Annotated in this window: 22 protein-coding genes and 2 tRNA genes; 16 read left to right on the top strand and 8 right to left on the bottom strand. The window is 64.1% G+C overall.

The window, feature by feature from the left end; genetic code table 11:
• Positions 1-31 precede the first annotated feature (31 nt).
• Complete coding sequence (gene gatC, locus IAG41_RS01775; RefSeq protein WP_187726860.1) at positions 32-319, top strand: Asp-tRNA(Asn)/Glu-tRNA(Gln) amidotransferase subunit GatC; 288 nt, start codon at positions 32-34, stop codon at positions 317-319.
• On the top strand, positions 316-1,800 hold the full coding sequence (gene gatA, locus IAG41_RS01780) for an Asp-tRNA(Asn)/Glu-tRNA(Gln) amidotransferase subunit GatA (RefSeq protein ID WP_187726861.1): 1,485 nt from the start codon (positions 316-318) through the stop codon (positions 1,798-1,800). The genes gatC and gatA overlap by 4 nt, the downstream gene beginning before the upstream one ends.
• Before the next feature lie 57 nt (positions 1,801-1,857).
• On the opposite strand, the gene IAG41_RS01785 is transcribed toward gatA, so the two are convergent.
• Positions 1,858-3,006, bottom strand: coding sequence for a glycosyltransferase (locus tag IAG41_RS01785; protein WP_187726862.1), 1,149 nt, complete (start codon positions 3,004-3,006; stop codon positions 1,858-1,860).
• Positions 3,007-3,220: 214 nt separating this feature from the next.
• On the bottom strand, positions 3,221-4,195 hold the full coding sequence (locus tag IAG41_RS01790; protein ID WP_187726863.1) for a glycosyltransferase family 2 protein: 975 nt from the start codon (positions 4,193-4,195) through the stop codon (positions 3,221-3,223).
• A 174-nt stretch (positions 4,196-4,369) separates the two neighbouring features.
• On the opposite strand from IAG41_RS01790, the gene gatB reads away from it, so the two are divergent.
• From gatB to IAG41_RS01805, 3 genes are all read left to right on the top strand, one after another.
• Positions 4,370-5,881, top strand: coding sequence for an Asp-tRNA(Asn)/Glu-tRNA(Gln) amidotransferase subunit GatB (gene gatB / locus IAG41_RS01795; protein ID WP_187726864.1), 1,512 nt, complete (start codon positions 4,370-4,372; stop codon positions 5,879-5,881).
• A 104-nt stretch (positions 5,882-5,985) separates the two neighbouring features.
• On the top strand, positions 5,986-6,588 hold the full coding sequence (locus tag IAG41_RS01800; protein WP_187726865.1) for a peptidylprolyl isomerase: 603 nt from the start codon (positions 5,986-5,988) through the stop codon (positions 6,586-6,588).
• Positions 6,589-6,751: 163 nt separating this feature from the next.
• Entirely contained in the window at positions 6,752-7,558 is an 807-nt protein-coding gene (locus IAG41_RS01805) for a hypothetical protein (protein ID WP_187726866.1), read from the top strand.
• Between the two features lie 45 nt (positions 7,559-7,603).
• Here IAG41_RS01805 and IAG41_RS01810 read toward each other — a convergent pair whose 3' ends face one another.
• The gene (locus IAG41_RS01810; protein ID WP_187726867.1) at positions 7,604-8,323 is read right to left on the bottom strand and encodes a Crp/Fnr family transcriptional regulator; all 720 of its coding nucleotides are present in this window, start codon (positions 8,321-8,323) and stop codon (positions 7,604-7,606) included.
• Positions 8,324-8,442: 119 nt separating this feature from the next.
• Positions 8,443-8,619: a hypothetical protein gene (locus IAG41_RS01815; RefSeq protein WP_187726868.1), complete on the bottom strand. Its 177-nt coding sequence runs from the start codon at positions 8,617-8,619 to the stop codon at positions 8,443-8,445.
• Between the two features lie 109 nt (positions 8,620-8,728).
• Here IAG41_RS01815 and IAG41_RS01820 point away from each other — a divergent pair.
• A tRNA-Leu gene (locus IAG41_RS01820) sits at positions 8,729-8,813 on the top strand.
• A gap of 61 nt (positions 8,814-8,874) precedes the next feature.
• Complete coding sequence (tig, locus tag IAG41_RS01825) at positions 8,875-10,488, top strand: trigger factor (RefSeq protein WP_187726869.1); 1,614 nt, start codon at positions 8,875-8,877, stop codon at positions 10,486-10,488.
• 46 nt (positions 10,489-10,534) lie between these two features.
• Here the strand turns inward: tig and IAG41_RS01830 are convergent, their stop codons facing one another.
• Together IAG41_RS01830 and IAG41_RS01835 are read right to left on the bottom strand one after the other, a co-directional pair.
• Entirely contained in the window at positions 10,535-11,083 is a 549-nt protein-coding gene (locus tag IAG41_RS01830; protein ID WP_262408490.1) for a DUF4328 domain-containing protein, read from the bottom strand.
• Between the two features lie 138 nt (positions 11,084-11,221).
• Positions 11,222-12,253 carry an SDR family oxidoreductase gene (locus tag IAG41_RS01835; RefSeq protein WP_187726871.1) on the bottom strand — a complete coding sequence of 344 codons (1,032 nt, stop codon included), beginning with the start codon at positions 12,251-12,253 and terminating at the stop codon, positions 11,222-11,224.
• A 148-nt stretch (positions 12,254-12,401) separates the two neighbouring features.
• Between IAG41_RS01835 and IAG41_RS01840 the strand changes: the two genes are divergently transcribed.
• The 3 genes from IAG41_RS01840 to IAG41_RS01850 all read left to right on the top strand — a co-directional run bounded on the left by IAG41_RS01840 (position 12,402) and on the right by IAG41_RS01850 (position 15,599).
• On the top strand, positions 12,402-13,055 hold the full coding sequence (locus IAG41_RS01840) for an ATP-dependent Clp protease proteolytic subunit (protein ID WP_316251066.1): 654 nt from the start codon (positions 12,402-12,404) through the stop codon (positions 13,053-13,055).
• A 431-nt stretch (positions 13,056-13,486) separates the two neighbouring features.
• Positions 13,487-14,755 (top strand): ATP-dependent Clp protease ATP-binding subunit ClpX, encoded by a 1,269-nt coding sequence (clpX, locus tag IAG41_RS01845; RefSeq protein WP_187726872.1) that lies wholly within the window; start codon positions 13,487-13,489, stop codon positions 14,753-14,755.
• A gap of 223 nt (positions 14,756-14,978) precedes the next feature.
• A complete protein-coding gene (locus IAG41_RS01850; protein ID WP_187726873.1) occupies positions 14,979-15,599 on the top strand; it encodes a hypothetical protein in 621 nt (206 codons plus the stop codon).
• A 2-nt stretch (positions 15,600-15,601) separates the two neighbouring features.
• Here the strand turns inward: IAG41_RS01850 and IAG41_RS01855 are convergent, their stop codons facing one another.
• Entirely contained in the window at positions 15,602-16,204 is a 603-nt protein-coding gene (locus IAG41_RS01855) for a methyltransferase family protein (protein ID WP_187726874.1), read from the bottom strand.
• Positions 16,205-16,206: 2 nt separating this feature from the next.
• A complete protein-coding gene (locus IAG41_RS01860) occupies positions 16,207-17,889 on the bottom strand; it encodes a M1 family metallopeptidase (protein ID WP_187726875.1) in 1,683 nt (560 codons plus the stop codon).
• Between the two features lie 189 nt (positions 17,890-18,078).
• Here IAG41_RS01860 and lon point away from each other — a divergent pair, with 189 nt between their 5' ends.
• The 6 genes from lon to IAG41_RS01890 all read left to right on the top strand — a co-directional run bounded on the left by lon (position 18,079) and on the right by IAG41_RS01890 (position 24,862).
• Entirely contained in the window at positions 18,079-20,475 is a 2,397-nt protein-coding gene (gene lon / locus IAG41_RS01865; protein ID WP_187726876.1) for an endopeptidase La, read from the top strand.
• A 146-nt stretch (positions 20,476-20,621) separates the two neighbouring features.
• On the top strand, positions 20,622-20,894 hold the full coding sequence (locus IAG41_RS01870) for an HU family DNA-binding protein (protein WP_187726877.1): 273 nt from the start codon (positions 20,622-20,624) through the stop codon (positions 20,892-20,894).
• A gap of 84 nt (positions 20,895-20,978) precedes the next feature.
• Positions 20,979-21,053: transfer RNA gene (locus IAG41_RS01875), tRNA-Val, on the top strand.
• Between the two features lie 63 nt (positions 21,054-21,116).
• Positions 21,117-21,767, top strand: coding sequence for a hypothetical protein (locus IAG41_RS01880; protein ID WP_187726878.1), 651 nt, complete (start codon positions 21,117-21,119; stop codon positions 21,765-21,767).
• Positions 21,755-23,023, top strand: a complete 1,269-nt coding sequence (locus IAG41_RS01885) for an amidohydrolase family protein (protein WP_410468056.1) — start codon at positions 21,755-21,757, stop codon at positions 23,021-23,023. The genes IAG41_RS01880 and IAG41_RS01885 overlap by 13 nt, the downstream gene beginning before the upstream one ends.
• A gap of 180 nt (positions 23,024-23,203) precedes the next feature.
• A complete protein-coding gene (locus IAG41_RS01890) occupies positions 23,204-24,862 on the top strand; it encodes a hypothetical protein (RefSeq protein ID WP_187726879.1) in 1,659 nt (552 codons plus the stop codon).
• Positions 24,863-24,865: the final 3 nt, after the last annotated feature.

Here is a 24,865-nt window from a genome sequence, read left to right on the forward strand (position 1 = left end):
CGCTGCGGCGGCGGGGTGCTAGCCGCGCCTCATGTCCGTAGATACCGCAACCGTGAAGAAGGTGGCGAGCCTGGCGCGCATCGCGATCAGCGATAGTGATGCCGAGCGCCTCGTCCCTGAGCTCAACAACATCCTCGGCTGGATCGAGCAGCTCGGCGAGGTCGACACTTCGTCGGTCGAGCCGATGACCGCCGTCATCCCGAACACGCTCCGGCTGCGGGAAGACGTGGTGACCGAGGGCGGCCAGCGCGACGCGATCCTGGCGAACGCACCGCAGGGCGACCATGGCTTCTTCACCGTGCCGAAGGTGGTCGAATGACCGACGTCACCGATCTGGGCATCGCGGCGCTGCGCGACGGCATTCGCGCGGGCAGTTTTTCCGCGCGCGAAGTGGCGGACGCATTCATCGTCAAGGTGAGCCGCGCCAAGGCGCTCAACGCGTTCATCGTCGAGACGCCCGACCATGCCATCGCGGCCGCCAAGGAGGCCGATGCCGCCCGCGCGGCGGGCGAGACGCTCAAGCCGCTCGCCGGCGTGCCGATCGGGATGAAGGACCTGTTCGCCACCAAGGGCGTACAGACCACTGCCGCCAGCCACATCCTGGAGGGCTTCAAGCCGGTCTATGAATCGACCGTCTCGCAGAAATTGTGGGACGCGGGCGCGGGCATGCTCGGCAAGCTCAACATGGACCAGTTCGCGATGGGCTCGTCCAACGAGACCAGCTATTTCGGTAATGTGATCTCGCCGTGGCGGCGCGGGCCGGGCGACAATGCCCCGCTGGCGCCGGGCGGCTCGTCCGGCGGCAGCTCGGCGGCGATTGCGGCGCGGATCGTGCCGGGCGCGACGGGCACCGACACCGGTGGTTCGATCCGCCAGCCCGCCGCCTTTACCGGCATTTCGGGCATCAAGCCGACCTATGGCCGCTGCTCGCGCTGGGGCGTGGTGGCCTTTGCCTCGTCGCTCGACCAGGCCGGGCCGATGGCGCGCGACGTGCGCGATTGCGCGATCCTGCTCGAGAACATGGCGGGCTTCGATCCGAAGGATTCGACCTCGCTCGACATGGCGGTACCCAAATGGGAGCACAGCCTGTCGGGTGACCTGCGCGGCAAGAAGATCGGCATTCCCGCCGAATATCTGATGGAAGGCACGCCGCCCGAGATCGCGGCCTTGTGGCAGCAGGGTATCGACTGGGTGAAGGACGCCGGCGCCGAGATCGTCGAGGTATCGCTGCCGCACACCAAATACGCGCTGCCCGCCTATTACATCATCGCGCCGGCCGAGGCTTCATCGAACCTCGCGCGCTATGACGGCGTGCGCTACGGGCTGCGCGAGCTGGCCGAGGGCCAGAACCTGCAGGACATGTATGCCGCGACCCGCGCCGCGGGTTTCGGCGACGAAGTGAAGCGGCGCATCCTGATCGGCACCTATGTGCTTTCGGCGGGCTTTTACGACGCCTATTACACCCAGGCGCAGAAGGTGCGGACGCTGATCGCGCGGGATTTCGAGCGCGTGTGGGACTATTGCGACCTGCTGCTGACGCCGACCGCGCCGAGCGCGGCGTTCGCGCTCGGCGAGAAGAGCGACGATCCGCTCGCAATGTATCTGAACGACGTCTTCACGGTGCCGAGCTCGCTCGCAGGGCTTCCGGCGATGTCGGTGCCGGGCGGGCTCGACAAGAGCGGGCTGCCGCTGGGCCTCCAGATCATCGGCAAGCCGTTCGACGAGCAGGGCGTGCTCAACGCCGGCCTGGCGATCGAGGAGCGTGCCAGCTTCAAGGCGCGTCCTGACGCCTGGTGGTGAGCCGGCGCTAGCGGATTTCGGGGAGCGCCGCGCGGGAGGCGGGGCGCTCCGGCGAGCCTATTTCCTGTTCCAGGTGAACATCGCCGAGGCGGCGTAATTCCAGACGACGCCTACGACCGCGCCCGCGATTCCGGCTAGCCACCAGCGATAGTGCATGTTGTAGATGAACTCGCCGACGCCGATGTTGCCGATCGCGCCGATCAGACAGACCGCGTAGAAAGTGAACAGGCCGCGCACGAACCGGGCGCCGCGCAGGCGCATGTCGCGATAGGTGAAGCTGTTGTTGAGGATATAATTGAACGTCATCGCGGTGAACACCGCGATCGACTGGCCGATGCGGAAATCGATATCGAGCACGCGCACGATTGCGCCTAGCGTGGCGAGATGGACGAGCAGGCCGAGCCCGCCGACCGCCGCGAACATCAGCAGACGCACCGGCACGATGTGTCCGAACATCTTCTCGAGCAGCAGCGCACCGAATTCCTGCGCCACCTTGCTGTCGAGCTTGCTCTCGCCCGCGATGCGCGAGCGGAAGGTGTAGGGTATCTCAGCGATCCTGAGCTTGCGCGGGACCGAGGCGACCATGTCGAGCAGGATCTTGAAGCCGACCATCGAGAGGTTCGGCAGCGCCTCGACGAACACTTCGCGCTTCACCGCGAAGAAGCCGCTCATCGGATCCTTCACGTCGTTCTTGAGAAGCAGGTTGGAGAGGCGCGTGGCGAGCCGACTGATCTTGACGCGCGACTCGTCCCATTCGCCGGTCGAGCCGCCTTCGGTATAGCGCGTGCCGATCGCGAGGTCGTTTCCTTCGTCGGCGATCGCGGCGTAAAGCTTCACCAGCACGGTTTCGTCATGCTGCATGTCGCCATCGATCACCGCCACGACGGGCGCGGCGCTGCTCAGCATGCCTTCGACCACCGCCGATGAAAGGCCGCGGCGGCCGACGCGCTGGATCACGCGGATGCGCCGGTCGACCCGGGCGAGCTCGCGTACCCGATCGGATGTGCCGTCGGCCGAATCGTCGTCGACATACACGGCTTCCCAATTGAGACCCGACAGCGCCTTGTCGAGCTTGGCAGCCAAAGGCGCGACGTTTTCGGCCTCGTTGAAAGTCGGGATGATAACCGTGAGCTGTAGCGAGGGCGTCGCGGTGGCTGCGATCAGATTACGGACGCCACCGCTCAAGAGCCCAATTTCGCCGTCCATCAAATACTCCTCAGATGCGCACGCCGTGCGCACTGTCCGCAACAAGCGGTAACGCCTCCTTCTTCCGGCGCCGCGGATAGCGGTCCCCATGCCGGTCGAACGAAGCGATCCTGCTAGTCGTACCCAATCAAAGCTGCAAGTTCAGGTGTCGCAACCTAGCATGGGACGGAGCCGAACCGTCGTAACCGCAATCTGCGGCGACCAGAATCGAGCCTCAGTCGGCCGCGACGTCCATCGCGAGGATCGGGATGCCCAGATAGGCAAGGCGCCGCACTTCGCGGCGGCCGCGCACGACGGTGTCGAGAATCAGCCCGGTGAAGAAGCAGAGCATCGCGCCGATGCCGAGGCCGGTGATCAGCACCGCGGTGGGCAGGCGCGGGACCAGCCCGGTATGCGCGTAGGTGATCGCCAGCGGGATCGCGAGGATGATCGCGACCAGCAGCGCGAACACGCCGATGCTGCCGAAGAACAGGATCGGCCGCTCGAGCCGGAACAGGTTGACGATCGTCCTGAGGATCCGCCAGCCGTCGCTATAGGTGGAGAGCTTCGAGGTCGAACCCTCCGGGCGCGCGGCATAGGCGGTGACCACCTCCGCCACCGGCATGCGCAGCTCGAGCGCGTGGATGCTGATCTCGGTCTCGATCTCGAAGCCCGAGGAGAGCACCGGGAAGCTCTTGACGAAGCGGCGCGAGAAGACGCGATAGCCCGACAATATGTCGCTGAAGCTGCGCCCGAACAGCCGCGCCAGCATGCCGGTGAGCATGCGGTTGCCGAAGCGATGGCCGCGGCGATAGGCGAGCTCGACCTCGGACTTGCGTGCGCCGACGACCATGTCGAGCTGCTCGTCGAGCAGGCGCTGGATCAGCGCGGGGGCGACGGTGGCGTCATAGGTCAGGTCGCCGTCGGACAGGACATAGATATCGGCATCGACATCGGCGAACATGCGGCGGACGACATTGCCCTTGCCCTGCATCCGCTCGGAACGGACCACGGCGCCGGCCTCGCGGGCGACCGTGATCGTCGCGTCGCGGCTATTGTTGTCATAGACGTAGATGGTGGCGTTCGGCAGGCTTTCGCGGAACGCAGCGACGGTGCGCGCGATCGCGACTTCCTCGTTATAGCAGGGCAGCAATACCGCGATGCGCAAGGATGCGAGCTTGTCCAGGAACGACAATGCTTCGGCTGACATTCACGGCCCCCAGCCTTCGGCAACGCGCCGAGGTGGCAATCGACCTAATCGACGCCATGATGTTGCGCAACGACGAACGGTTGCGGGCGTCCGGGCCGATTTGCCCGCTGGACCTTGCCCGAGCGACGCGCGATAGGCGAATGCGATCCAGTTCCAATATCTTTGTGAAGAGCAATGGCGACAACTTCTAGCTCCAGCTACCGCATCCAGGGCGACACCGGCGAATGGGAGGTCGTGATCGGCCTCGAGGTGCATGCCCAGGTCACCTCCAACGCCAAGCTGTTCTCCGGCGCCTCGACCGAGTTCGGCGCCGAGCCCAACAGCCAGGTCTCGCTGATCGACGCGGCGATGCCCGGCATGCTGCCCACGCCCAACCGGGAATGCATCCGCCAGGCGGTACGCACCGGCATGGCGATCGGCGCGGTGATCAACAAATGGTCGCGGTTCGACCGCAAGAATTATTTCTACGCCGATCTGCCGCAGGGCTATCAGATCAGCCAGCTCTACCACCCGCTGGTGGGCGAAGGACGGATCGAGATCAGCCTGGACGAGAAGGATCCCGACGCCGATGTGAAGACGATCGGCATCGAGCGCATCCATGTCGAGCAGGACGCCGGCAAGCTGATGCACGACCAGCATCCGACGCGTTCGTACGTCGATCTCAATCGCGCGGGCGTGGCGCTGATGGAGATCGTCAGCCGCCCGGATATGCGTTCTCCCGCCGAAGCAGGGGCTTACGTCAAGAAGCTGCGTTCGATTCTGCGCTATGTCGGGTCGTGCGACGGCAATATGGAAGAGGGCTCGATGCGCGCCGACGTGAATGTCAGCGTGCGCAAGCCGGGCGACGAGTTCGGCACGCGGACCGAGACCAAGAACGTCAATTCGGTGCGTTTCGTGATGCAGACCGTCGAGATCGAGGCGCGGCGCCAGGTCGAGGTGCTCGAGAGTGGCGGCAAGATCGTTCAGGAGACCCGGCTCTACGATCCCGACAGGAACGAGACGCGGTCGATGCGCTCCAAGGAGGATGCGCACGACTATCGTTATTTCCCCGATCCCGACCTGTTGCCGCTCGAGCTGGACGACGCTTTCCTGGATGCATGCGAAGCGAGCCTGCCCGAACTGCCCGATGCCAAGCGCCGCCGCTACGAGACCGATCTAGGATTGAGCGCCTACAATGCCGCGGTGTTGACCGCGGATGTGGAGACGGCGCGGTGGTTCGAGGCGCTGCTGGCGGAAAGCGCCCGGGTTCAGGCCAGGGGTGAGAATGAAGTCGCCCGAGCCGCCGCCAACTGGCTGATCTCCGACCTTTATGGCGCGCTCAACCGCCTGGGCAAGGACGTGAACGAGAGCCCGGTGAGTCCGATCCAGGGCGCCGAACTGCTCGCGCTCGCCGCGGATGGCACGCTTTCGGGCCCGCTCGCCAAGCAGGTGTTCGAGATCATGCTAGAGACCGGCGACAGTGCGCCCAAGATCGTCGAGGACCGCGGGCTCAAGCAGACCAGCGACACCGGCGAGATCGAGGCGGTGATCGCTGAGGTCCTGGCGAAGAACCCGAACCAGCTCGAGCAGTATCGCGGCGGCAAGGAGGCATTGTTCGGGTTCTTCGTCGGCCAGACGATGAAGGCGATGGCGGGCAAGGCCAATCCGGCGGTGGTCAACGAGCTGCTGAAGAAGGCGCTGGGCTAGGATTGCCATCATTCCGGCGAAGGCCGGGATTCGGGTTCACCGGCGGTACCGTTCTTGGCTCTGGATCCCGGCTTTCGCCGGGATGACGACTTGGGAGTGTGAAGATGCGCTGGTTAGCTATGTTCCTGCTCAGCCTGCTGGCGATCCCTGCTGCAGCGCAGACTACCACGCCACCGGCTACCGTCCGCGTCGCGCTGGAGACCAATGCGGGCCGGATCGTGATCGAGGTGGAGACGGCCAAGGCGCCGATCACCGCGCGCAATTTCCTGCGCTATGTCGACGCGAAGCGACTCGACGGCATGCAATTCTATCGCACCGTGAAGGTCGCCGATCATTTCGGCTTCGTGCAGTTCGGCGTGCAGAACGCACCGGCACGAATCTATCCGCCGATCAAGCATGAGCCGACGACCCAGACCGGCCTGAAGCATCTCGACGGCACGATCTCGACCGCGCGCTTCGCCCCGGGCAGCGCGCGGGGTGAGTTCACCGTCAGCGTCGGTGACCAGCCGTCGTTCGATGCCGATCCCACCAAGCCGGGCGACAATCTCGGCTATGCCGCGTTCGGCCGTGTCGTCGAGGGGATGGACGTGATCCTCAAGATCTTCGACGCGCCGGTCTCGCCCGACAAGACGGTGCAGGGCGCCTTCAAGGGCGAGATCCCGGTGGCGCCGGTGAAGATACTGACCGCACGACGCGTTATTTCCTAGGGCCCCGGTTCGGCATGGACCGACAGGTTCCAGGTAAATCAACCGCATTGGATATATCCCTACTAATTCCTTGCGGCCCCGTAGTGGTTGGCTAGTTTCGCGCGGGGACAGTCGGATCGGGCCGAGCAGGGGCTTGGCGACGAGATCGATTGCTGGGGACACTATGAACTTACGCAAGCTCATCGCAGTGGGGCTCGCCCTTCTTTGCGCCGCTCCAGCCTTTGCGCAGGATTTCGGAAATCAAGGTGTTGTCACGCTGACCAAGGCGGGTGTCGGTCCAAGCGTCTTGCTCGCGAAGATCGCAAGTCTGCCATGCTCTTACGATGTGTCCACAACCAGCATCCTTGCCTTGAAGGACGCCGGTGTCGCCGATGCGGTAATCGCCGCCATGGTTGAGCGTTGCGTAGGCGCTTCGAAAGCGCAGGGCGCGACCGGCATCGGTTCAGATCCGGCTTCGAAGCGGAGCGCGGGCTTGTATATCGATCTGGGCTCCGGTCCGGCGCACCAGTTGGTAAAAATTCGTCCGACTACCGCTAGTGGCGGACGAACAACCGGTAATGGCAGCCTGCTCTTTCCTTTCCGGTTGAAGCTGGGAATTCCACGTGTCTCCGCGCAAACGGCAGCGACCGCATCGCGTCCAAGATTCTATTTCTATTTCGAAACGGACGATCCCAGAGTTGGCGATTTCGGCACCTCGGCCACGGTCTCGGCGCAATCTCCAACCGAATTCAGTCTTATGCGATTTAAGGAGAAGAATGGGCAGCGCGAAATGGTTGTCGCGAAACAGAAACTGTTCAGCGGCAGCATTGGAATCGACCCCAAGGATGCTATTCAATTCTCTGTCGAAGAAATTGGCGACGGTGTCTTTGCGGTCTCGCCGATCGAAGCGCTCAAGCCTGGCGAGTATGGATTTGTTCTTCGTTCGGGAAGTGACGCCTACCGGATTTATGATTTTCGGGTGCCGAGCTGAGCACTAGGTGGTTGCATGAGTTCGGGGCCCGACGGGTGGGCACGCTCAGCGGTCGCGCAACTCCATATAGAGATAGGCGGGGTCGAACTCTGCCACGGCCTTCAGCGCCTTGAAATCGGTGATCGAGACGCGGCCGCCGCGGAACTCGATCATGCCGCGCTCGCGCAGTTCGCGCAGCACCCGGTTCACATGGACCGAGGTGAGACCCAGGCATTCGGCCAGTTCGGTCTGGGTGAGCGGAAAGGCATAGCCGGTCTCGTCGGCCATGCCGACGATCTGGAGCCGCACCTGGAGCTCGCAGAACAGGTGCGCGGTGCGTTCGAGCGCCCGGCGGCGGCCGAGCGACACTTCCCATTCGCGATGGATGCACGCGTCGAGATTGGTCGAGAACCAGAAGACCCGGGTGAGGTGCGGATATTTCTCGGTGATCTTGAGAATACGCTCGTGCGGCGCCTTGGCGATCTTGCAGGGCGTGAGCGTCATTATCGAATGGTCGAGGTGCTTGAGCGTGAAGCCGTGCAGATCGGCGAAATCGCCGGGGACATGGATATGGGTGATCTGGCGCTGACCGTCGCTCAGATCCTTGTAGCGGCAGATGAACCCCTCGAGCACCAGCGTCGAATAATGTAGTTCCTCGCCGCGATGGACGATGGTCTGATCCGCAGGGTAATCGACAATCTCGCTGATGCAGCTGCGAATTGCCTCTTCCTCTTCCGCGTTGATCTCGTCGCGCAGACGAAGCTTCGATAAATGTTTCCCGATCATCGGCCCTCAATGCGGCGAACAATACAAACGCCCGCTTCCCGCTGTTAGCACAGCCGGTCCGCAACGGTCGATGTTCCGTTTATTTGCTGCGTCCCGGCCCGATTCTTGTCTTGGCCTGTTCAGGCCATTGGTTGTCCAGGCGCGATGCCGGGATCGCCTGGCTGGGGAGCGGGCACGTCGATATCCGGCATAGGCGGATGGACCTCCGGCGGCGGCGCCACGGGCTGACCGGGCGAGGGCGCGGGCGTCGTCTCTGGGGGCGGGACGGTCGGCTGGATCGGGGGTTCGACGGGCATGAATGTCTCCTTGTCCGTGCGTTAACGCTGGATCGGCTGTCCAAGTTGCTTGTGGTCTTGCCCCCGGGACCCTTGCTGCTATAGAGCCCGCCGACCGGCGGTGTCCCCTGCGGGCGTGGCGAAATTGGTAGACGCACCAGATTTAGGTTCTGGCATCGCAAGATGTGGGGGTTCGAGTCCCTTCGCCCGCACCAGTCTCGTTATGGCTGAGGTGCGGAACACCGCGGTTTCCGATTCTTGTAGAAGGCCTTTGGAATGCAGACTGTCGAGACGTTGAACGAGGGCCTGAAGCGCGCCTACACGCTGAAGATCACCGCAAAGGATATCGATTCGCGAGTCGATGCCGAAGTGAAGCGCGTCGCGCCGCAGGTGAAGATGCCCGGCTTCCGTCCCGGCAAGGTGCCCACCAACCTCGTGCGCAAGATGCACGGCGAGGCGCTGGCGCAGGATGCGCTCAACACCACGATCCAGGAAGGCATCCAGCAGCTCATGACCGAGCACAAGCTGCGTCCGGCGATGCAGCCTTCGGTGAGTCTGGAAGGCGAATATGAAGTCGGCAAGGACGCCGAGATCAAGATCGAGCTGGAAGTGCTCCCCGACGTGCCGACCCCGTCGATCGAGGGGCTGAAGCTGGAGCGCCTGACCGTTCCCGCCGATGACGCAGCTGTCAACGAGCAGCTCCAGCAGCTCGCCAGCCAGCAGAAGAGCTGGGAAGACGCCCCAGCCAAGCACAAGGCCGCCACCGGTGACCAGGTGACGATGGACTTTGTCGGCAAGACTGCCGACGGCGTCGCATTCGAGGGCGGCACCGGCACCGACATGGTGGTCGAGATCGGCACCGGCCGTCTGATCCCGGGTTTCGAGGACCAGCTCGTCGGCGTGAAGGCGGGCGACGAGAAGACGATCAACGTCACCTTCCCGCACGATTACGGCGCCAAGGATCTGGCCGGCCAGCCTGCGACCTTCGACCTCAAGATCACCGCGGTGAAGACTGCCGGCGAGACCAAGATCGACGACGATTTCGCCAAGGCACTGGGCCTGCAGAGCCTCGAGCAGCTCAATGGCTTGCTCAAGGGCCAGATCGAGCAGCAGCTCAACGGCCTGACCCGCACCTATATGAAGCGCAAGCTGCTCGACCAGCTCGCCGCGGGCCATGACTTCCCGGTGCCGCCGTCGATGGTCGATGCCGAATTCCAGCAGATCTGGCACCAGCTCGTCCACGAGACCGAGCATGAGGCCGATCCTGCCGCGGCGCTGGCCGAGCTCGAGAGCGAGCGCGAGGACTATCTGAAGATCGCCGAGCGCCGCGTGCGCCTGGGCCTGCTGCTCTCCGAGATCGGCACCGCCAGCGGCATCGAAGTGACGCAGCAGGAAATGAACCGGCTCGTGGCGCAAGCCTCGCAGCAATACGGCCCCGAGGATCGCCAGCGTTTCGTCCAGTATCTGCAGTCCGAGCCGATGGCCGCCGCGCAGCTCCGCGCGCCGCTGTTCGAGGACAAGGTCGTCGACTTCCTGTTCGACAAGGCAGAGATCAGCGAGCGCGAAGTGACCCGCGAGGAGCTGGAAGCCGCGATCGAGAGCGACGAGGGCTTCTCGACCGGCACGCACAGCCACGATCACGACAACCACAAGCCCAAGGCGAAGAAGGCGGCCAAGAAGGGCGCCGAAGAAGCCAAGGGCGAGGAGCCGGCCAAGAAGGCCGCGACCAAGAAAGCACCGTCTAAGGCCGACAAGCCGGCCGAAGAGCTGGCCGAGGAGCCGGTGAAGAAGGCCGCGACCAAGAAGGCGCCGGCGAAGGCAGAGACCGCAGACGAAGGCGAGGCCAAGCCCGCCAAGAAGGCACCGGCCAAGAAGAAGACCGAGGCCTGAACCTGACTTTACCCTCCGCCGCGGAATCGCGGCGGAGGGTTCAAGTTCAGGCGAATACCTCTTCCAGCGCAGGGCCGGACATTTGGTTCTGCGCAGCCGCGATGCGACGGATCATCGTGATGACGACTGCGACCAGCGCAATGTCGACCACGCCTTGCACCAGCAACGCCATCCTCGCGCCTTCGGGACCGCTCGACGCCGCGGCGGCAAGCGAGCCTACGATCCGGCTGAGCAGCCAAAGGCCCCACCAGGTTGCGACCAGGCCGTTGCCTTGATCATAGGCTTCATTGCAGTGGCTCGCATTCCATAGCTCCCGCATGCCTTGAAACGGCTTGAATAGGCACGCGATCGGCACTGCAAACCACCAGATCCGCCACCCAGGAGTGAACTCAAGATCGGTGAAACCGGCGTCCAGCAGATTCTTGCCGGCCAAGTAGATCCAGCGCGCGAAGACGATCATCGTCATGAACTTGAAAACCACGGTGCTGGCGTCGATCTCACCCGAATAAGGCCCGACCACTGCTGCAGTCGCTTCGGGAAACAGCACCACGGACAACAGCATCAATGGCGCTGGAAGCGCGTCGATCACCACCATCACCGACACGATAAGTGTCAGCAGTCCCAAATTACGCATTGTATTCATTTCCCCAAATGACTTTCGCATGATCGCCGGAACGATCGCGTTTCGTCAAAGGGCAAATTACCGCTCGCGGATGCGCGTGCCTCGCGCCCTTCAGGCGACCAGTTTCAGGTCGAATAGGCTCCTCGCGGTGGCGAGGATCGCTTCGTCGTTCGAGCGCGGCGTCCAGCCGAGAACGGTGCGTGCCTTTTCGTTGCTCGCGCTTGCCTTGATGCCAAGCCGGGGCACCGCCTCGCGCGCCAGCGGATTGAAGAGGGCGAGCGCCCGGATCAGCAGATCGGGAAGCTGGCGCTTGGGCACCTTCGCCGCGGCAGCCCCCAGATTGTCGCGGAGTATCATCGCCATTTCGTGGAACGACAGGGAGTCTCCTGCCACCGCGAGGAAACGTTCGCCTTTGGCCCTCGGATCGGTCATCGCGCGAAGCTGGAGATCGGCGACGTCACGGACATCGACCGCGCCGAGATAGAGGCGCGGAGTACCGGGCATCTTGCCTTCGAGCATCGACTTGATCAGCCAGATCGACGTCGAGAGGTCTTCGTTGAGCGCGGGCCCGAAGATGCCGACTGGATTGACCACCACGAGCTCGAGATCGCCGCCTTCGCGCGCGATGAAATCCCAGGCGGCGCGCTCGGCGAGCGTCTTGGATTTCATATAGGGCTGGACGGCGGGACCCTCGGGATCGGTCCAGTCCAGCTCGGTATAGGGTGTAGCCCGCTGGCCATGGCCATAGCCGACCGCAGCGAACGATGACGTGACCACGACGCGCTTCGCCCGGGCGTCGCGCGCGGCGCGCAGCACGCGCAGCGTTCCCTCGCGCGCCGGGCGAATCAGTTCGTCCTCGTCCTTGGGCTGGGCGGGCGGGAAGGGGGAGGCGACGTGCTGGACGTAATCGCAGCCCTGCGCGGCTTGCGCCCAGCCATCGTCCTTCTCCAGATCGGCGGCGAAGAAACTGAGGCGGTCCCCCGGATCGGCGCCGGCGCGGCGCAGCGTCTCGCGCACCTCCGCTTCGCGGCTGAGGTTGCGGACGGTGGTGCGGACCTGATGGCCCTGCGCCAGGAGCTGGAGGATCACATGGCCGCCGACAAAGCCCGAGCCGCCCGTGACCAGAATGGTATGTGTCGCCATCGTAACGTTGTGGGCGCTTTGCCGCCGCGCTTCAATGCCAGGGTTCGGGTCCGAACCCTAAGCGTTCACTGTGTTGCCCCCTTGCGCCAGTCAATCCGAGCGCCGATGTTGAGCGCTGGGCAAACACAACAATCAGAGAATCCCGAACATGCATCCGCTTTCCGATCAGATGACCATCGACCCCGTCACCGGTGGCCTGGTCCCCATCGTTATCGAACAATCGAGCCGCGGCGAGCGCAGCTTCGACATTTTCTCGCGCCTGCTGCGTGAGCGCATCATCTTCGTGACTGGCGGTGTCGAGGACCATATGGCCTCGCTGATCACCGCCCAGCTGCTCTTCCTCGAGTCCGAGAACCCGAAGAAGGACATCTGGATGTACATCAATTCGCCGGGTGGCGTGGTGACCGCCGGCATGGCGATCCACGACACCATGCAGTATATTCGTCCGCGCGTCGGCACGGTCTGCGTCGGCCAGGCGGCTTCGATGGGCAGCTTCCTGCTGGCATCGGGCGAGCCGGGCCTGCGCGTGGCGCTCACCAATGCCCGGATCATGATCCACCAGCCTTCGGGCGGTGCGCAGGGCATGGCTTCGGACATCGAGATCCAGGCCAAGGAAATCCTGCGCATCCGCGCGCGGATGAACGATCTCTATGCGCAATATACCGGCCAGCCGCTGGAGCGGATCGAGCGGGCGATGGATCGCGACACGTTCCTCGAGGCCAACGAGGCCAAGGAATTCGGCTTGGTCGACGAAGTGTATGACAAGCGGCCGATGCCGAGCGAAGACGGCGCTACCGCGTAAGCAATGATTGGGCCTGTCCGGCGAACGACCGCCGGACAGGCCCTGACGTATATCCCCGAGGCATCGCCGGGGTTTCGATAGATGTGCGATTGCCCGCGCAGGCGGTATGATCGGCTTGTTTTGCCCGTGCGCCGATCTCGGTATTTGTCAGTCGGCATGTCTGGCTGCTCGCTGCCCAGATGGTCTATATGACGTGTGAAGGCGGCGAAGATCGGGAGCCCGGCAGGGCAGCAAATGCCGCATGTGCCCTGAGCCTGGCTCCGGAAACTACCTTTGCGCATCTCAACGGCTTGTTTCCATTCGCCGAGATAGACATATTGCGCTTCGGTGGGACACGGCTCCGCTTTTTGGCGATTGGACGCCGAGTAATTCGTAACGGCCCCGCAGCGATGGCGGTTTTCCCTCGCAGCCGGGACAAGAGGTAGTGACTAATGACCAAACTCAGCGGCGGCGACTCGAAGAGCACGCTCTATTGCTCCTTCTGCGGGAAGTCGCAGCATGAGGTGCGCAAGCTCATTGCCGGGCCGACCGTGTTCATCTGCGATGAATGCGTCGAGCTGTGCAACGACATCATCCGCGAAGAGACCAAGTCGTCGCTGGTCAGCAAGAAGGACGGCGGTGTCCCCACACCGCAGGAGATCTGCAACGTCCTTGATGACTATGTGATTGGGCAGAAGCAGGCCAAGCGCGTCCTCTCGGTCGCGGTGCACAACCATTACAAGCGGCTCAACCACGGCGCCAAGGGCGCGGACGTCGAGCTCGCCAAGTCGAACATCTTGCTCGTCGGCCCCACCGGCTGCGGCAAGACGCTGCTGGCCCAGACGCTGGCGCGCATCCTCGACGTGCCCTTCACGATGGCCGATGCGACGACGCTCACCGAAGCGGGCTATGTCGGCGAGGATGTCGAGAACATCATTCTGAAGCTGCTCCAGGCCTCGGACTATAATGTCGAGCGGGCGCAGCGCGGCATCGTCTATATCGACGAGATCGACAAGATCAGCCGCAAGGCCGAGAATCCCTCGATCACGCGCGACGTTTCGGGCGAGGGCGTGCAGCAGGCGCTGCTCAAGCTGATGGAAGGCACCACCGCTTCGGTGCCCCCGCAGGGCGGCCGCAAGCATCCGCAGCAGGAATTCCTGCAGGTCGACACGACCAACATCCTGTTCATCTGCGGCGGCGCGTTCAGCGGCCTCGAGAAGATCATCGGCGATCGCCTGCAGGGCAAGTCGATCGGCTTCGGCGCCTATGTGGCGGCTCCGGAGGAGCGCCGCACCGGCGAGCTGCTGCGCCAGACCGAGCCGGAGGATCTGCTCAAGTTCGGCCTGATCCCCGAATTCGTCGGCCGTCTGCCGGTGATCGCGACGCTCGAGGATCTCGACGTCACGGCGCTGATCAAGATCCTCACCGAGCCGAAGAACGCGCTGGTCAAGCAGTATCAGAAGCTGTTCGACATGGAGGCGGTGAAGCTCGGCTTCAACGAGGAGGCGCTCGTCTCGATCTCCAAGAAGGCGATCGAACGCAAGACCGGCGCGCGTGGCCTCCGCTCGATCCTGGAAGGCATATTGCTCGACACGATGTTCGACCTGCCCGGCATGGACGGCGTCGACGAAGTGATGATCGACAAGGACGTGGTCGAGGGCCGCAAGGATCCCGTGCGCGTCTATGCGAAGAAGGAAAAGGCGGGCGGCGGCGCCGCCTGAAGCGCTACGGCGGCCCGGTCGGGATGGGATCCCGCCGGGGGCGTCGCGGCTACCAACTAGCGCGCGAGCTATGCGCGCTAGGCTCCTGTTATAACGGAAACGGTCCGGAGTGTTGCCTCCGGGCATCGATTCGTCCCGTTCGGGCCGAGATGGCCCTGTTTTGGTTGACCAAGGCACCGCAGAGGCGCACGATGGTCGCAGTAATCGGATTAGGGGATGACCTATGTCTGATGATGCGATCCTCGCGGACGAAGATCCCCGCGAATTTCATTCGCCCTTCGACATCGCACTCGATTGGGCCGCGTTAGAAGCTTTCAAATGGCTGGTGCTTGGTCACATCGTGTATGTGGTCGGCCTGGCGGTGGCATTTTTCCTGAAGATCCCGAACGGCGTCATCTGGATGACGCCGCTGTTCGCCGCCCCTCTCGTCTGGAAGGGGCGGGGGCATCGGCTCTGGCCGAAGGTGTTGGCGTTGATCGTGGGCGTCACGGTTGCGCACTATCTGGGCATGCAGGCTGCCGCATCCGCGCAGGAATCTCAGGGTTTACTCACCGAGCCTTCCTTGCTGCCGGGTTTTGTCGGCGGCGCAGTCGGCGCGGTCGTGTCGATGGGGTTGTGCGCGGTGTTCGGGCTGATGCGGCCCGGCGCGGCGACGCTGATCTTCGCACTGTTCGGTGCCGTGCTTCTCTCGCTGGTCGGTGGCCTGGGCGTCTATCTTTACCTCACGACAGGCGCGCGGGGCGATACGTTCATCAGTGCGCTGATGCAGCTGCTCAAGATCTACACGCCCTGGCAGATCGCCTTTGCCTATGTGATGGCGAAGGTGCTCAGGCCCGACGGCTAGGGTTAGATCAGGCCCGGCACGAAGCGCTTCACGCGCGCAGCATAAGCGTCGTACGCGGCGCCGAACTGCGCGCGGAGCAGCTTTTCTTCGCGGGTGACCCGCATCCAGGTGCCGATCCAGTAGAGCGGCACGCCCAGGATCAGCCCGCGCCAATGGCCCAGCGCGAGCGCCATCGTGAGTATCCAGATGAAGAGCGCCGTGTAGATCGGGTTCCGGATTGTCGCAAAGGGTCCCCAAGTGACGAGCTGATGATCTTCGCGGGTGCGCGCGACGATCGCCCAATTGCGGCCCATTGCACGCGCGGAAGCGACAAACAGGCCGATCGTCGCCGCCATCAGCGCCAAAACCGCGATCAATTGTCCGATCGCGAATGGGCCGGGCGCGCCGAGTATCAGGTTGAGCGGGCCGAAACCCACTGCGAGGAAACCGAGCGCCTGAACCGCCACGCCGGCCATCGAGCCTGAATCGCGCTGCGCGCCCACTTCTTTCGTCCCGCCGCGCCGGGACCGCGCCACGAGCAAGGCGGCCGCCCAGACGAACAAGCTGGTGAAAAGCGCGCCGACGGCGAGGACGCTCGTCGGCTGGGGGTCGATCAACGCGATCATCGTCACATCCTCATCGATTGTTTCTGGAACGCCTCGACCACCTCGGAGCGCCGGAGCACGCGCGAGTCCGGATCGACCACGACATGCGCGGCGGCAGGGACGTTGAGCGTCGCCGTGCCCCCGGTCATCGCGACCAACCGCGTCTTGCCGTCGACCTGCACTTCGATCGGCAGCGGGAAGGGCTTGTCGTGCGGGGTCTTCCACTTGAGCGACAGCGTGTCGCCGGTGCGAGTCTCGATAAGCTCGGGAAGCGCGGCTTCCTTCAGATAGATATCGAAGAACCAGTTCATGTCCTTGCCGGTCACCTGGTTGACGATCTGGATATATTCGGGCGTCGAGCTGAAGCGCGGCTTGAAATTGCCCGGCTTGGGATCGGGCCGGCCATAGACCAGCCGGCGGGTGACCTCGAAGAACTTGTCGTCGCCGATCAGGTTCCTGAGCGTGTGGAGCACCCAGGCGCCCTTGACGTAGATGTCCTGGCCGGGGCCGCCATTGGCCTCCTCATACACTTCCTCCTCGGTCATGATCCGGCCCGAGACGATCGGGGCGCTGTTGCGGATCTGGAGGCGGAACTCGTCCATCATCGTGGCGTAGCGGGCCTCGCCCTCGCGCCAGCGGCCGTAGAGCGGCTGCATGTACTGCGCATAGCCTTCGTGGAGCCAGTAATCGTCCCAGTTGGCGGCCGACATCTGGTTGCCGAACCATTCATGGCCCAGCTCGTGCTGGAAGATCTCGTCGAACCCGCTCGGCGTCTTCTTGTAGTTGTTGCCATAGGCGTTGATCGTCTGGTGCTCCATGCCGAGATGCGGCGTCTCGACCACGCCGACCTTCTCGTCGTACCAGGGATAGGGCCCGATCACGCTTTCGTAGAAATCCATGGTCGGCGCGAATTCCTGGAACAGCGCGGTGGCCTTGGCCTCGCGGCCCGGCAGGTACCAGTAATTCATCGGGATCTTGGGGCCGAAGCGGCTGAGATAGATGCCCGAGACTTCCTCATAGGGCGCGACGTCGATCGCCACCGAATAGGGATTCGGGCTGCGCGCGTGCCAGTTCCAGGTGGTGCGGCCGTCGGCCAGCTTTTCGATCCCTTTGAGTGTGCCGTTGGCGGGCGCCTTCAACCCGGCGGGCACGGTGATGTGCAGGTCGACGGTGTCGGGTTCGCCCTTAGGGAAATCGAGACACGGCCAGAACAGGTCGCAGCCATAGCCTTCCGCCGTGGTCGCGACCCAGGGCTTGCGCTCGCCTGGCGTCTTCGCCCAGACAATGCCGTCGTCCCAGGGCGCGCGCACCGCGACGTGCGGCGTACCGCCATAGACGATGCGGACTTCCGCCCGCCCGCCGGCCTTGAGCGGGCGGGGCAGAGTGATCGCCAGGCGGCCTTCGGGATTGGACCATTGGCCTGGCCTGAGCGCCTTGCCGTCCACGCTGAGCGCGGAGACCGGCAGGTTCTTGTCGAGATCGATCAGGAGCTGGGTCTGCGGGTCCGACGTGGTCAGCGTGAGCGTCGCGGTCCCCTCCAGCCGATTGGTGTCGGGAAAGACCTCGATCGCTAGATCGACATGCTCGAGGTGCAGCGCCGCCCGCGCGGGCTCGATCGGGCCACCCGAGGTCTGGGTGATCGCCGTGATCGGTGGCTCGCCGCGCTTGACCTGCGCGAGCGTGGGGGAAGCGGCGAGCGCCAGCACGGATGCGGCAAGGAGCAGGCGAGGGGTGATAGGAGCCTCCTTCAGGCGAGATCGGGGATTGTTACGGACGCGGCCTGTGACCGGTCGGTCACGGTCAAATGCGGGAAATGGATGCGACGATTGATGCGGCTGGCGCAGGCCCCATATATAGTGGAAACAAGGGCCCCGCAGGGCCGACCCGGAGTATTCATGAAGCAGTCTTATCCCGTCCTGCCGCTTCGCGACATTGTCGTCTTTCCGCACATGATCGTGCCGCTGTTCGTCGGCCGCGACAAGTCGGTGGCGGCGCTGGAAGCCGCGATGGCCGACGACAAGGAGATTTTCCTCGTCGCGCAGCTCGATCCCGCCGAGGATGATCCCGGCCGCGAGGATCTGTACGATACCGGCGTTTCCGCCGAAGTGCTCCAGCTGCTGAAGCTGCCCGACGGCACCGTGCGCGTGCTGGTGGCAGGCAAGGAGCGTGGTACGCTCGACACCGTCGAGGAGACCGGCGCCTATCTCACCGCGACCGTAAGCCCGGTCGCGGAAGAGGAGATCGACAGTCCCGAGCTCCAGGCGCTGATGCGCTCGGTGATCGATCAGTTCGAGAATTACGCCAAGCTCAACCGCAAGCTGCCGGCCGAGACCGCGGTGCAGCTCGCCGAGCTGGAGGATGCGTCGCGCCTGGCCGACGCGGTCGCCGCCAACATCGCCGTCAAGGTCGCCGACAAGCAGTCGCTGCTGGTCGAGAAGGATCCCCAGAAGCGCCTCGAGATGGTGTTCGCCTTCATGGAGGGCGAGCTGGGCGTGCTGCAGGTCGAGAAGAAGATCCGCAGCCGCGTGAAGCGCCAGATGGAGAAGACCCAGCGCGAATATTACCTCAACGAGCAGTTGAAGGCGATCCAGCGCGAACTGGGCAATGAGGGCGAGGAAGGCGATGGCGACGAGATCGCCGAGCTGACCCAGAAGATTGCCACGCTCAAGCTTTCCAAGGAAGCGCGCACCAAGGCGCAGGGCGAGCTCAAGAAGCTCAAGACCATGGCGCCGATGAGCGCCGAGGCGACGGTCGTGCGCAACTATCTCGACGTGCTGCTGGGCCTGCCCTGGGGCAAGAAGTCGAAGCTCAAGAAGGACATCGCCGAGGCGCAGTCGGTCCTCGATCAAGACCATTATGCGCTGGAGAAGGTGAAGGACCGGATCGTCGAATATCTCGCGGTCCAGGCGCGCACCAACAAGCTGAAGGGGCCGATCCTGTGCCTCGTCGGCCCTCCCGGCGTGGGCAAGACCTCGCTCGGCAAGAGCATCGCTAAGGCGACCGGGCGCGAGTTCATCCGCCAGTCGCTGGGCGGCGTGCGCGACGAGGCCGAGATCCGCGGCCATCGCCGCACCTATATCGGGTCGCTGCCGGGCAAGATCGTGTCGAACCTCAAAAAGGCCGGCACGTCGAACCCGCTGTTCCTGCTCGACGAGATCGACAAGCTCGGCCAGGATTTCCGCGGCGATCCCGCATCGGCTTTGCTCGAGGTTCTGGACCCGGAGCAGAACAACAAGTTCAACGATCACTATCTGGAGATCGACATCGATCTCTCGGACGTGATGTTCGTGACTACCGCGAACACGCTGAACCTGCCGCAGCCTTTGCTCGACCGCATGGAGATCATCCGTCTCGAGGGGTACACCGAGGACGAGAAGGTCGAGATCGCCGAGCGCCATCTGGTCGCCAAGCAGGTCGAGGCGCACGGGCTGAAGGAGGGCGAGTTCACCCTCACCACCGAGGGCCTGCGCGCGCTGATCCAGAAATACACGCGCGAAGCGGGCGTCCGCACGCTCGAGCGCGAGATCGCCAGGCTGGCGCGCAAGGCGCTACGGAAAATCCTGGAGGGCAAGGCCGAGAGCGTGACGATCACGCCCGACAATCTCGCCGAGTTCGCGGGCGTGCAGAAGTATCGCCACGGCCTGGGCGAAGAGGAGAACCAGATCGGTGCGGTCACCGGGCTCGCCTGGACCGAGGTCGGCGGCGAATTGCTGACGATCGAGAGCGTGACCGTGCAAGGGAAAGGCGCGATCAAGACGACCGGCAAGCTGGGCGATGTGATGAAGGAATCGGTCGAGGCCGCGTTCAGCTTCGTCAAGGCGCGCGCGCCGACCTATGGCATCAAGCCGAGCCTGTTCCAGCGCAAGGACGTCCATGTCCACCTGCCCGAGGGCGCGGTGCCCAAGGACGGACCGTCGGCAGGCATCGGCCTGGTGACGGCGATCGTCTCGACGATGACCGGGGTCCCAGTACGCCGCGACATCGCGATGACCGGCGAAGTGACGCTGCGTGGCCGCGTGCTGCCGATCGGTGGTCTCAAGGAGAAGCTGCTCGCGGCGCTGCGCGGCGGGATCAAAACCGTGCTCATTCCCGACGAGAACGAGAAGGACCTGGCCGAGATCCCGGCAAACATCCGCGAGGGCCTGGAGATCATCCCGGTCAAGCATGTCGATGAAGTGCTGCGGCTCGCGCTGACCGAGCCGCTTACCGCGATCGACTGGACCGATGCGGACGAGTTGGCGGCGCAGCCGCCGGTCGGAATTGCCCCAATTGGGGACGCTGTGCATCACTGACGGAGTGTAACCGTTTCGTCGCACAGGCCGGAAAACCGGCTGAAAGGTTTTGACAGCGATGGCTGGTGCGTGCTGACTGGCGCACCGGCTTTTTCAAGCCGCGACTCAATTTATTGATTTGCACGACTAAGGGGGAAACCGAAGAAATGAACAAGCAGGAGCTGATCGGACAGGTCGCCGACACTTCGGGCCTGGGCAAGGGCGATGCCAGCAAGGCCGTAGAGGCCGTTTTCGATGCCATTTCGGCGGCGCTCAAGAAGGGCGACGAGGTTCGCCTGGTCGGCTTTGGGACCTTCTCGGTCAGCAAGCGCAAGGCATCGACCGGCCGCAATCCACGCACGGGCGAGGAGATGACGATCAAGGCGTCGAACCAGCCCAAGTTCAAGGCGGGCAAGGGCCTCAAGGATTCGGTCAACTGACCTGATTCGAACGCGGGCCGGGGCTGGACAGCGCACCCCGCAATGCCTAAAGGCCCGCTTCCCGTTTCGGCTGAAAAAGCCAATGGGCGCGTAGCTCAGTGGTAGAGCACACCCTTCACACGGGTGGGGTCGTAGGTTCAATCCCTACCGCGCCCACCATGGAATAGCCCGCCTGTCCCGCGACCGGCGGGCTTTTTCGCGGGCTAAGCTCACGGAGAATGCGTGGCGTTCTTTGATCGCAAATACCATGTGTATGCGGCATTTGGCGGCGGCGACGGCCGCGCGCCATGGGCCGAGCCGCAATGGAGTTCGGTAGCGGCCGCGCTAGATCCCCTTGTTTTGGCCGCGAGTGGCAAGGCGGCGGTCCGTTCGAGTCAGGTCGGCTCGGAACCCATGTCCGCAAATCAGCGCGAATTGAAATTCGGCAGGATCGGATGGAATCCCGCGGGGCATGCCAAATGGGTGCACGCCGGAAGGAGCGACGTCGCTTCCTTTATGAGCACCGAGATCTGGGCGCCCAGCTGGAGTGAATGTGAGCGGCGGCGCATTGCGCCAGACGTCCATATCAGGATGGAGAATGAAGCCGCGTTCGGGAGCGGGGGATCGGCTCCCGCCAGTTTTCTGCTTGCGGTCGCTGTGGATATGCCAGCCGAGTATGCGCAACACGCCTATCCCGCGATGCGCGAAATCTCGAAGGTGATGGGAGGGCGGCGCCTGGCCCACGCATTGCGGCCCTGGGCCGAAAGCTTTGGCAAAACAGCCTACTCGAATTCGATTCAGGACCTATTCTCAGCGCATATCTTTCTGGAGCGCCGGGGCAGGGAAGCGCCGGATGGGGCAGCGTTGAAGGAACCTTGGCATTGGCTAGATTGAGCCTCCGACTTTTCGCGATCCTCTATTTCTGCGCGGCGGTGGTGGTACATGCCCAGCCTTCGCCATCGGCAATCCTGCTACTCCCGGACCGGGTCTTCACCGCAGCCGATCGTACGGTTCATCCCGGTTGGAAGGTGTTGGTCCAAGGCGACCATATCGTTGCCGTCGGCCCTGAGGTTTCGGCTCCGGCGGGCGCCGAGACGATCGCGCTGCCGGGCACCACGCTGCTTCCCGGACTGATCGACCTCCACGTCCATCTGTTCCTGCACCCGTACAACGAGACGAGTTGGGACGATCAAGTGATGCGGGAACCGCTGTCGCTGCGTATCGTGCGCGCCGTGGCCCATGCGCGCGCGACGCTGATGGCGGGCTTCACCACGGTGCGCGACCTGGGCACCGAAGGTGCGGGGGACGCCGATGCCGGACTCAAGGCGGCGATCCGGCAGGGGATCGTGCCGGGCCCGCGACTGCTTATCGCCAATCGCGCGCTGGTGGCGACCGGGGCCTATGGGCCCAAGGGCTATGCCTATGACGTCCCGCAGGGTGCGGAGGAGGTGAGCGGCGAGGAGGTGGTCGCGGCGGTACGTCGCCAGATCGCCCGTGGCGCGGACTGGGTGAAATTCTATGCCGATTATCGCTGGGGACCGGGCGAGCCAAGCCGGGCCACGTTCAGCCTGGAGGAGCTGAAGGCCGGTGTGGCCGCGGCCCATGATGCCGGGCGCAAGGTGGCGGTGCATGCCAGCACGCCCGAGGGCATGCACCGCGCGATCCTGGCTGGAGCCGATACGATCGAGCACGGCAATGACGGCACGCCCGAGCTATTCGCGCTGATGAAGGCGCGGGGCGTGGCCTTCTGCCCCACGCTCGCCGCGACCGATGCGATCACCCGCTATGGTGGCTGGACCAGCGCGGTACCCGAGACCGAGACGATTCGCAGCAAGCGGGCGAGCTATGCCGCGGCGCTCAAATCGGGTGTCACACTTTGCGTCGGCGGGGACACCGGCGTCTTCGCGCACGGCGAGAACGCGCGTGAGATCGAACTCATGGCCGCCTGGGGCCTGGCGCCGGCGGACGCGCTGCTGGCGGCAACGATCGGCAATGCGCGCATCCTGGGCATGGAAGATCGGATCGGATCTATCGCACCCGGCCGGATTGCCGACCTGGTGGCGGTCGATGGGGATCCCGTCGCGGAAATCGCCACGCTTCGGCGAATCCGCTTCGTGATGCAGGGCGGCAAAATCGTCCGCACGCGCTGAGCATGGCAGTGATTGTCATAATCGCGTCACGATAGAGTCTCTGAATTTTCTCCAAAATCCCACCATCGCGTCACGTGGGCCTCCTAGCGCGGCGATGCGGCCGACGGGGGGAAAGCCGAGTCGATCCCGCACAGTTTCGAACCCGCGCTAACCCGGCATTTTGCCCGGAACGGAGAATATATGGCCAGCTTTAAACGCCTCAGCCTCATCTTGATGACCACCTGCGCGGGCGCTGCCCTCTCGGCTTGCGACGGCGCCAACGACATCGCATCGCCGGGCACCGGCGGCAATGTGATCATCAATCCGCCTGCAGCCCCGGCGCCGACGCCGACCCCGACGCCGACCGCCGCGCTGGTGACTCCGGCCGCGGGCTGCCCCTCGGTGCCCGCCGGCGCCAACGGTTTTGTGGACGCGGGCGTGACCCAGGCGACCCCGATCGGTTCGTGGCGCGTCTGCCAGCTGCCGGCGATGGTCAACAAGTCGATGACGCTGACCAAGATCCCCGGCCTCATCTATTCGCTCAACGGCCGCGTCGATGTTGGCTGTGACGGCGGCATCACCGCACCGACTGCCGCCGCACCCCGCGCGAGCAGCACCGTGTCGTGCACCGCCGCGAACGGCATCACGCTCAACGGCGCCGGCCAGCTCACCGCCGACACCGCCGTCACGCTAACGATCGATCCGGGCGTGATCATCGCCGGCTACACCGGCACGGCCTGGCTGGCGGTCAATCGCGGCAACAAGATCAACGCCGTCGGCACCGCTACGCAGCCGATCGTCTTCACCAGCAAGGACAACGTCCTCGGCCTGAACAATGACGCGTCGATCGGCCAGTGGGGCGGCGTCGTGCTGATGGGCCGCGCCAAGATCACCGATTGCACCACTGGTTCGACCGGCGCCGGCACCTGCGAGCGTCAGACCGAAGGTTCGGCGGATCCCGCGACCTTTGGCGGCACCGACGATGCCTACAACGCCGGCACGTTCAAATATGTGCAGATCCGCTATTCGGGCTATGTGCTCGGTGCGAACGTCGAGCTTCAGGGCCTGACGACCGAAGGTATCGGCAGCGGAACCGCGCTTGACTATGTCCAGAGCCACAACAGCTCGGACGACGGCGCAGAATTCTTCGGCGGCACCGTGCAGTTCAAGCACTATATCTCCACCGGCGCTGACGACGACAGCCTCGACATCGACACCGGCCTGCAGGGCTTCTTCCAGTACGTCTTGCTGGTGCAGCGTCCGGGTCAGGGCGACGCTCTGATGGAAGTCGACAGCAACGGCTTCGAAGCCGATACGCCGCGCCAGAAGACTGCGGTGGTCAACTTCACTGCCCTCCAGGGCCAGGTGAGCAGCAACAACGAAGCCAATGACCAGGCCTCTATCCTGCTGCGCGGCAACGCCGATCTGACGCTCGCCAACGGCCTCGTCATCAGCCCGAACAACGAGTGCCTGCGCATGAATGGTTCGAGCTCGGGCGGTTCGGCGACGGCTTCGCTGGTGGCGCGCGCGGTCGCTCTGCAGTGCAACGCGACCAAGTATATCGGCACGGGCAGCTACACGGCCGCTCAGGTCGCGACGGCATTCGGCACCGGTGCGAACGGCAACAACGACGCCTTCACCAACACGCTGACCGCGACGTTCGTGAACGGCGCCAGCGAGACCGCGATCACCGCTTTCGATGCCAAGACGCTCAGCGCCTTCTTCGACACCACCACCTACGCGGGTGCGGTCAAGGATGCGAACGACAATTGGTACAAGGGTTGGACCTGCAATTCCGGCTACATCACGTTCGACGGTTCGGGCAGCAGCCGCAGCTGCACCTCGCTCCCGACGAACTGAGGC

Origin of the sequence: Sphingomonas sp. JC676 (assembly GCF_014489075.1) — a bacterium.
In the GTDB taxonomy this organism is placed as follows: domain Bacteria; phylum Pseudomonadota; class Alphaproteobacteria; order Sphingomonadales; family Sphingomonadaceae; genus Sphingomonas.